Source organism: Accumulibacter sp. (genome assembly GCF_016789985.1).
GTDB lineage: Bacteria > Pseudomonadota > Gammaproteobacteria > Burkholderiales > Rhodocyclaceae > Accumulibacter.
Genome location: NZ_JAEUOL010000024.1, coordinates 1 through 8,799, shown reverse-complemented (window position 1 = coordinate 8,799; position 8,799 = coordinate 1). Strand labels below are relative to the sequence as shown.

The following is an 8,799-nucleotide window of genomic DNA, read 5'->3' as shown; positions in this document are numbered from 1 at the left end:
CTCCGCTCTTCGGGCGCTACGCGCCCTCATCGCTGCGGGCAACTCGGCAACGCCTTTCCAGCTCGAAGGAAATTTACAGAAAGCATGTTGCACTAACGCCGCCTTTGCCCACAGGATTGACATTGCCTTAAAATGGACATCTTTTGGATTTTTCAACTGGATCGGTAATGGCACTGATAGTTCAGAAGTTCGGCGGTACGTCGGTCGGCTCGACGGATCGCATAAGGAACGTCGCACGACGCGTCGCTCGCTGGCGTGCACAAGGGCACGACATCATTATCGTCCCGTCGGCGATGGCCGGCGAAACCAACCGTCTGATCGCGCTGGCCAAGGAGATTTCGCCCTCGCCCGACCCGCGTGAGCTCGACGTGATCGCTTCCACCGGGGAACAGGTGACGATCGCGCTGCTGGCCATGGCCATGCATGCGGAAGGCATCAAGGCAAAGAGTTTCACCGGTTCGCAGGTCGGGGTCCTGACCGACAGCACATTCACCAAGGCGCGAATACTGAAGATCGATCAGGACAAGATTCGCCGGGCACTGAATGATGGCAACGTCGTGGTTGTCGCCGGCTTTCAGGGTGCCGACGAAGAGGGCAACATCACAACGCTGGGCCGCGGCGGCTCCGATACCTCGGCAGTTGCATTGGCGGCCGCCATGCACGCCGACGAGTGCCAGATCTACACCGACGTCGACGGCGTCTACACAACCGATCCGCGTGTCGTACCGGAAGCGCGCAAACTCGATACGATCACCTTTGAAGAAATGCTGGAAATGGCCAGTCTAGGCTCCAAGGTGCTCCAGATCCGTTCGGTGGAGTTCGCAGGCAAGTACAAGGTAAAACTTCGCGTCCTTTCCAGCTTCGAGGAAGAAGGCGAAGGCACGCTGATCACTGTTGAGGAAAAAGGCCATATGGAACAACCGATCATCTCCGGTATCGCGTTCAATCGCGACGAAGCAAAACTCACCGTACTGGGCGTTCCGGACCGCCCAGGCATCGCTTACCAGATCCTCGGCCCAATCGCCGATGCGAACATCGACGTCGACATGATCATCCAGAACATCGGTCGCGACGGCACCACCGACTTCTCTTTCACGGTCAATCGCAGTGACTTCAACAAGTCGCTCAAGATCCTGGAAGGCGTCAAGGAGAAGATTGGGGCACGCGATGTCTCCGGTGACAACACCACCTGCAAGGTCTCCGCGGTGGGAGTCGGGATGCGCTCACACCCGGGAGTCGCGAGCAAGATGTTTGGCGCACTGGCCAAGGAAAACATCAACCTGCAGATGATCTCGACCTCCGAGATCAAGATCTCGGTAGTCATCGAAGAGAAATATCTGGAACTTGCCGTTCGTGTCCTGCACAAGGCTTTCGGCCTCGAAAAACCCCAGAAGGCGAAGTTGGGTTTGACCGGTCGGGGTGAAACCGATATCATCACGCCGTCTTAGGAGACGTGGCCGAGAGGTCGAAGGCACTCCCCTGCTAAGGGAGCATGCGGGCATAAACCTGCATCAAGGGTTCGAATCCCTTCGTCTCCGCCAGGATACCGGCTGTAAACTCTCTGCAGCAAAAATAAAGACCCCGCTGAACGCCATGTTCTGCGGGGTTTTTTGTTGAAACCTCCTGACCTCGACTACACCACAAATGTCATATCTGACGAATTCTGGTGTCTTACGGGCCGTTTCTCTCGAAACCTCCTGACTTCGTAAATTTAGTACGGTTTTTTCAAGCTGTTGTTTTTGCTTGAGAATTACGGGGTGGTGGGCGGATTTTGCGATGGCGTGTGCTTTGGTTTTGTGACCTACGCCATCGCGAAATGTCTGGTTGGCGGTGGGCGGAAAAGGCTCTTGCGGCGACTTTCCCCGGAGGGCCTCCACAGTGATCTGCGTGGAAACGACTTTTGGCAAATTCTCCAACCCGCCAAGACCATGCTCAGGCTCTTGGATGTGGCCGAAGCGTGTCGCGTAGCCACAATGCCAGCCGTGAAGGGTGTCTTTCGTCATAGATCGTCGAACAACCCAGGCCCCGTGACCAGAGTGGCAGCCCTCTTGCGGCCTGCGCCCCTTGCCTTGACCGGGGGCGCCTTTGCCGCCTCCGCCTCCTCTTTCGCTCGTTGGTGATTCAGCGCGAGCAGCCTCTGCAACACTTCCTTGCGGGCAGCGGGGCTGATCGTGTAGCGAACGCGGTCGTTCTCGGGCAGGGTCTCGACTTCGACGAAGTCGTGGTAGAGGTTCAGGTCGGCCCATCCGTAGGCGTCGCGCACGGCGTTGTCGAGCGCTGCATGCAGGCGACGCAATTCCAGCAGGCCGTCGAAGCCGGCGCGGGCAACGTCGGTGGGCTTCTTGCTGACTTTGGCGACAAGTTCGGGGCTCAGGTCGCGGGCGTGAAACAGGTTGTAGATGGGGGTCAGGCCCAGCCAGAGGTCGTGCATCAAGCGGCGGCGGTACTCGTGGTACCTCTCACCGATCTGCGCCAGGACAGAGTTTGCAGTCTGCCAGAGGTCGCCGGGAAACGGGAAGGTCTCGAAACAGTCTGAGGGCGAATAGCGCAACCTTGTCTCGAGTGCTCCGCTGTACTTGCGAGCCCAGACCTCGTGGAGAGTTGACTGGACGACAGCGTAGTGGTCCCAGCGGTCGGTGGCAAAAGCAAAGAGAGCGTGCGAGAACACACAGCGTGTGCCCGCAACGGAGAAATTCAGATACTTTGTTGTGGCCGCCGTGACGAAGCAACGTTGTAGTGGCCGCAGCTTCTCGTAGAGTTCAGGGCGAGGCCAAATGAACTGCCACCATCGCTCCTTAGCACCCTTGTAACGTTCGTTGTCCTTGACCGCTCCTCGCTCTTGCTGAACAACGGTAGCTACACGTTCATACGGGTCTGCGTAACGCTCCGCTCGCTCTCGACTCCAGTCGAAGAAGTTGATGACCCAGCGATCAGGCTGCTGGTCAGGAGTGCCGTTCAGTTCTGCGCCATTCATGATTGGCCACACGACATCCTGATTCGCAGCGTCCGCAGTAAGCATCCTCTCTGCGTCGCTATAGTCCAGTAGAAAGCCGTCGCCTAGAACAACAGACCCTTGGTAGACTCGGCCCGAGTTGGGCGGGATCTCAGTGGGTGCTTGCTCGGGTTCGCCATCTTCAAGGTGAGCAGATATGCGCTGAACACCTTGTCCATCAAGGTTCCTCTGCTTCATCCACGGTCCACGGTGTATCGCGAGCAAAGATACAACCAGCTTCGCTCGCCCGGGCCACTTGACGCCGCGGACTGCGAAGTTGATCTCGCCGCCAGCACTGAGAATCTGCTCGAGTCCGTCCTTGCGGATCTCTCCATCACGTATCGAGTTCGTCGTAATGAAGGCCATGAAGCCCCCTTCACGTAAGAGGGAGTACAAGCGTCGAACAAAATAGACAACGAGATCGCTCAGTCCTGCCGGTGCGTACTCCCATTTGACGTATCTGCAGAAGGCATGACCGTAGCTTCCGCTGAGGTCCTTGCCTCCAAGGTACGGTGGGTTGCCAAGCAGGCAGTCAAAGCCTCCACTAGCGATCACCTCTGGAAAAGCGAGGAACCAATGGAAGAAGCGCTTGCGCTTGGCCAGCGCCCACGCCTCCGCGGTCGCCTGTGACTGCGGCCTACGCTGGCCCTTCCAGTAGCTGCGGAACTCTTCTTCCGTGACATGCATTCCCGGTCGGTTCTTGACCTTAGGGATGTAGAACTGCGCGATCGGGATCGCCGCAAGCTGCTCCATCGACAGCGCCTCGGCCGACTGCGACAAGGCCTCGAAGCGCTGCCGCTTGGCCTCCACCTGCTCCGGCGTGTGTTCCGGCAAGGCGTCCAGCCCTTTCCAGCCCTTCAGCGCCTCGTCGAGCTGGCGCTCCACTTCCGGGTCGAACTTCAGCTTCGTCTGGCCGGCTCGCTCGTCCTTGTTGCGCTTGCGCAGCGCCGCGGCCACCTCCTTGTCGTCGCCGGGCAAGTTCGCGAAGGCTTCGTCGGGCACGCCACGCGCCTCGATGTCCTCGCGCCGCACATAGCCGACGATGGCGTTGCCGCACTTGATGTGGTGGTCCAGAAAGCTCAGCGGCTCGCCCGGCACGTGCGCCTCCAGCCACAGCGCCACCTTGCACAGCTCCACTGCCAGCGGGTTCAAGTCCACACCGTAGATGCAGTGGCGGATGGCGTCGCGCACGGCGGTGCGCATGGCCAGCGGTGAAGGCTGGTCTTCCCCGGTGCGGACGATGGCCAGTTCCTGCCCGATGCGCCGCGCCGCGGCCAGCAGGATGTGGCCCGAGCCACTGGCCACGTCGGCCACCCGCAGCGACAGCAGCGCCGCCTCGGGGTCCGGGGCCTTCAGCCGCTCGGCGATCAGGTGGTCCAGCGAATGCTTGATGAGCGGCTGGACCAGTTCGTCGGGCGTGTAGTGCGAGCCCGTGTTGGCGCGCTCGTCGCCCTGCTTGAAGGCGAAGCTGGTCTGCGCACCATCGGGCAGGATGACGGGCTCGTACTCCAGCAGCCCCTCGTAGACCGAGCCGAACTCCTCGACATTCAAGGCGCCGTAATTGACGCGGATGAGTTGCCCGTTGTCCGGGTGGGTGTAGAGGTTCAGCGCGCGCAACGCGCCCAGCAGCACGTCGTTGCCAAGCGTGCAGGGGGCCAACACGCCGATGGCTTGTGGCCCGAACAGGTCACCTGCCAGCGGTGGCACGCCCATCTTCAGGCCGGGCCCGCCCGCTTCAAACAGCCGGAAGGTGCCCAGCAGCGCAGACCACAGGTCAGCATGCCGCCGGTCGGCCAGATGCCGCTTCTCGCTCATGCGGCGCAGGCGCATCAGGCTGTAGAACTGCTCGTAGATCTCGCGGTGCCGGGCGGCCGTGCCGTTGGGGAAAACGAGGCCACGCTCCTCGATCACCATCAGGAAGAGCAGCCGGTAGATCAGGCGCAGCAGGTGCTTGTAGAACTCTTCGGCACTCAGGCGCCCGCTGCTCACCTGCTGCCGCAGCGCGTCGTTAGCCTTGTGCTGCAGAAAGCCGTTGGCCAAGCTGACGATGGACTGCTCCACCGCCTTCGACAGCCCGTCGCGGATGCGCGAGCCGGCGTCCAGTGAATCCTGGTGGTAGCGCTCGATCCAGCTTTGCAGCGCCTCGTCGCGGTTGGCCGGCAGGCGGCTGGCGTGCAGCAGGCGGTACAGGACCGCAAAGTCCGCGAACAGACCATCGCTGAAGATGCGGTCGAGGTCGAACTCCAAGTAGGTGAGCTTGATCAGCCGCGAGCTATCGCGCAGCAGTCGCAGCACGCGGCCGTTGGTAACCAGGCCGTACAGCTCGTCGGCCAGGTTCAGGTACTCCTGCACCATGGCGTGCGCCGACATGCGCAAGGCGCCGGATCGCTGTTCGGCCTTGCGGTCCAGGCCCGCCGGGTCGCGGTAGCCGGTGACGTGGACGACCGTGCCGCCACGGTTGGCGACGCGGTGGGACAGCGGGTAGAGCTTGCCGTTGGCCTCGGCGCTCTTGGGCTGGAAGTCGAGCTGGTAGCCCAGCAGACCCAGCAGCGGCAGCACCCACTGCTGGCGCGTTTCCGTGGTGGCCGGGCTGTCGGCACGCACCGATTCCAGCTTGCGCTGGAAGATGCGCCAGTAATCCTGCGCGTCGGCCCAAGCGCGGGCGATCTCGTCTTTGACCTTGGCGGTGCCTTCCAGGCCGAAGTCAGCGGCGCGCTGGCCGGCCAGATCCTCCAGCCGGTCGAGGACGTCGGGCGAAAGGATCGCGCCTTCGATGCGGATGCTGGGGTAGATCATGCGTATCGGGGGGCGAGGATCAACGGGGACGGTTGGCCGGGTTGGCGCAGCACCCAGTCCAGCACCAACTTGGATTTGGCCGGTGGGACGTACCAGGCACTGTCGCTCAGACCTACGAAGGCCAACATCAGATCGGCAGCGACCTGGCCGTGATCGCCCGAATCGGCGCCGACCACGAAGCCTTCGACGAGGTTCACGGTGCCATCAGGTACAGCGTCATGGACGGTGCTCAGGAAGTGTTGCGCGGCAAGAGCCATGGCCGCGCCTGCACCCAGGCTCCACCAACGTGCGCGTGGCGAGCGTTCGAAATCCCCTCTGGGAGCCGGATTTCCGCGCTCGTCGAATGCCGCGCACAACGGTGCTTCGATCACGAGAACGATTTCGCGATGATCGTGGGCGAAGTGAATCACCGTCGACACGCACTCACCGAAGCGCTGAGCCGCTGGACGAGCAGTCTCCCCATCATGCGTGGCGGCCACGCCGCAGCTTCGCGTCGCGCCTGAAAAGCCCAGGTCCACGGCCATCACCGGCAGGTTGCGCTGAGCGGCAGCTTTCAAGACGGAGTCGATGGCGAGGATCAACTTGACTGCTCCGGCAGCAGCACGTACGTGCCCAGCAGGTCCATAGGCAGCACCGGGTACACGACCTGGAAGCGCTGCTTCTCCATTAGCGAGCTGAAGCGCTCGTGAGCTTCGACCAGGCGTTTGGACTGCGCTTCAGTGATCTCGCTGAAGGCATCGCCCAGGCTGTCGAGCAGGGCCAGCTCGTTTTCCAGGAAGCTGGCTCGGGCCTGGGACGAGAGGTCGGAAGACGCTCGGGCTTCGTTGATCAGAACCTTGGCTGTGGCATGGTCGAGGAACTCACGCTGCTGCGGCGTGCCGCGCCAGCCCCATAGCAGCATCTCCTCCGCCACGATCTGTTGGTGGCTGCGTGCCTGCTCGATGACGTTGCGGCAGCGGAACAGTATCAAGGTGGTCTTGAGGGTGACGGCGCGCGTTCGAATGACTGCCGCGCGAGCCGCGCACTTGTCCTGCCGGTTGATGGTGTTGGCCATGACGACTTGGCACAGCAATTCCACGAAGGGGTGATTGCGGCCCAAGTAGTGGAAGCCTTCGGGCATGGGTGACTTGAAGCTCACCAGCAGTTGATCACCGGGAGGCAAGGCCTCGCGCAGCGCAGGGGGCAGGTTGCCGGTGACGATGCGGTAGCCCTTGGCTTGCGGCACCACCTGCACGCCCATCAGGTTGTTCAGCACGCTGGTGACGAAAGTCTCCACTGCCCGCGGGTCGCCGATGGCCTCGTCGACCTCGCGCAGGTCGGCCTCCACCTCGTGCGCCTTGATGGCGTGCTGGGCGAAGATGGAACGGGACGCCTTCTCGCGCTCCGCAGCGTTATCGAGCTTGCGAGTGACCTTGTCTTTGGCCGTAGCAGCCTCTTCGAAGTCGCTGAAGTCGAACAGCGTCCCCTGCACGCCCTGCTGCGTGCTGATGCTGCGGCTGGGGTTGAGCAGGAGTGCCTGGGTGATCGTGTCGATGATGCTTTGCGAGTCTTCGGGGAACGGCACGTTGATGCCAGTGGATCGCTTGATCTCACGAACCTTGCGCAGCAGCACATCGAGCACGACGCCGTCGATCGGGTTATCGGCCCCATAGAGCAGGCAGGCCTTGACCACCGGTGCCACCTGGCCGAATCGGTCAACGCGACCTTCGCGCTGCTCCAGGCGGTTGGGGTTCCAAGGCAGGTCGTAGTGCAGGACAGCCGTGAACTGGTCCTGCAGGTTGATGCCCTCGCTGAGACAGTCGGTGGCGATCAATACGCGCAGCTTCGAGCGGCCCATTACCTCGATGCGCTGCTTGCGCAACTCGTCCGGTAGTTCGCTGGTGATGACCTGCAGGTCCAGCTTCGCGAACTGCTTGCGCAGCAGCGGCTCCAAGTGCTCTCCAACGTACTTGGCCGTCTCGATGTAGCGACAGAAGACGACGGGGCAGAACGGCGTCGGCTCGGTCAGCCAAGCCGTGATCTGGCAAGCAGTGGCCGCCAGCTTACGGTCATGATCCGCACCCGCCAGTTGCCGCAGGCGTTCGCCGAAGTCCTTGAGCTGGCGGCGCTGGTGGTCAGACCAATCGGCGCGCTCCACCACCTGGGTCGGCGCGTTGTCGGCCTCGTGCCCGAACTCGGTGTCACCGACGGGGTTGGGGGCGTCGTCCGGAATGGCGTCACCCACTTCGCTGCGGCCCACTTTAGCCAGCGCCGACATGCGGGTGTTGAGCATCTCCACACCCGCGGACGGGCTGGACATCGCGCCGCGCAGCAGCCCGAGTGCCGTCCAGTAGTGGACGCGCTGCTGTCGGCCGCCCTGAGCTGGCGCAATGAGCTTGCGCGAGAAGTCGATCAGATCATCGAAGAGCCTGAAATACCTCGGCGACAGCGCGTAGTTCAGTTCAAATGCATCCCGATCGGGAAATGGCGTGTCTTCGCCGAGCCACTTCTCTACGTCGCCGCGCTTGCGCTGCACGAAGTGCCTTGCCAGTTCCCGGCGCTGCGCCTGTGAAGCGGCCGGCAGGTCGACCGGCTCGAATTCTGCCTTGAGCAGCCCGAGCAGGGACTGGAACTCGTCAGACTTGCCGCTGTGCGGCGTAGCAGTGAGCAAGACCAGGTGCTGATTGGGCTTGGCCGCGATGCGGCTGACCAAGTGGTAGCGCTGTTGCTGGCTGGCCGATGCGCCTTCGGGCCGTGCGCAGGTATGGGCCTCGTCGACGATAACCAGTTCCGGGCACTGCTCGATGAACACATCGCGCCGGACATCGGACTTGATGAAGTCAATGCTGATAACTTGGTAGGGGTAGTAGTCGTAGACGCTGGTGTCGCCATGGATCTGCCTGTCCAGCCGCGCCTGGGTGTTGGAACGGATGATCACGGCTTCGATGTCGAGCTTGGCGCGGATCTCGGCCTGCCACTGCTCGCACAGGTGAGGCAGGCAGATGACGGCGAAGCGCTTGATCTTGCGGCGC

The 8,799-nt window shown here is 62.2% G+C and carries 5 protein-coding genes and 1 tRNA gene; 2 read left to right on the top strand and 4 right to left on the bottom strand.

What is annotated here, in order from left to right; genetic code table 11:
• Nucleotides 1–167: 167 nt before the first annotated feature.
• Together JNK99_RS01365 and JNK99_RS01360 are read left to right on the top strand one after the other, a co-directional pair.
• Nucleotides 168–1,448, top strand: coding sequence for an aspartate kinase (locus tag JNK99_RS01365; protein WP_291847529.1), 1,281 nt, complete (start codon nucleotides 168–170; stop codon nucleotides 1,446–1,448).
• Nucleotides 1,448–1,541: transfer RNA gene (locus JNK99_RS01360), tRNA-Ser, on the top strand. Before JNK99_RS01365 ends, JNK99_RS01360 begins: the two co-directional genes overlap by 1 nt.
• On the opposite strand, the gene JNK99_RS01355 is transcribed toward JNK99_RS01360, so the two are convergent.
• The 4 genes from JNK99_RS01355 to JNK99_RS01340 all read right to left on the bottom strand — a co-directional run.
• Complete coding sequence (locus tag JNK99_RS01355) at nucleotides 1,512–2,003, bottom strand: hypothetical protein (protein WP_291847526.1); 492 nt, start codon at nucleotides 2,001–2,003, stop codon at nucleotides 1,512–1,514. The genes JNK99_RS01360 and JNK99_RS01355 overlap by 30 nt on opposite strands.
• Entirely contained in the window at nucleotides 2,000–5,788 is a 3,789-nt protein-coding gene (locus JNK99_RS01350; RefSeq protein WP_291847523.1) for a type IIL restriction-modification enzyme MmeI, read from the bottom strand. Before JNK99_RS01350 ends, JNK99_RS01355 begins: the two co-directional genes overlap by 4 nt.
• The gene (locus JNK99_RS01345) at nucleotides 5,785–6,369 is read right to left on the bottom strand and encodes a hypothetical protein (protein ID WP_291847520.1); all 585 of its coding nucleotides are present in this window, start codon (nucleotides 6,367–6,369) and stop codon (nucleotides 5,785–5,787) included. The genes JNK99_RS01350 and JNK99_RS01345 overlap by 4 nt, the downstream gene beginning before the upstream one ends.
• Nucleotides 6,366–8,799 (bottom strand): helicase-related protein (locus JNK99_RS01340; protein ID WP_291847517.1); only part of this gene is annotated, 2,434 nt, incomplete at its 5' end. The genes JNK99_RS01340 and JNK99_RS01345, both read right to left, overlap by 4 nt.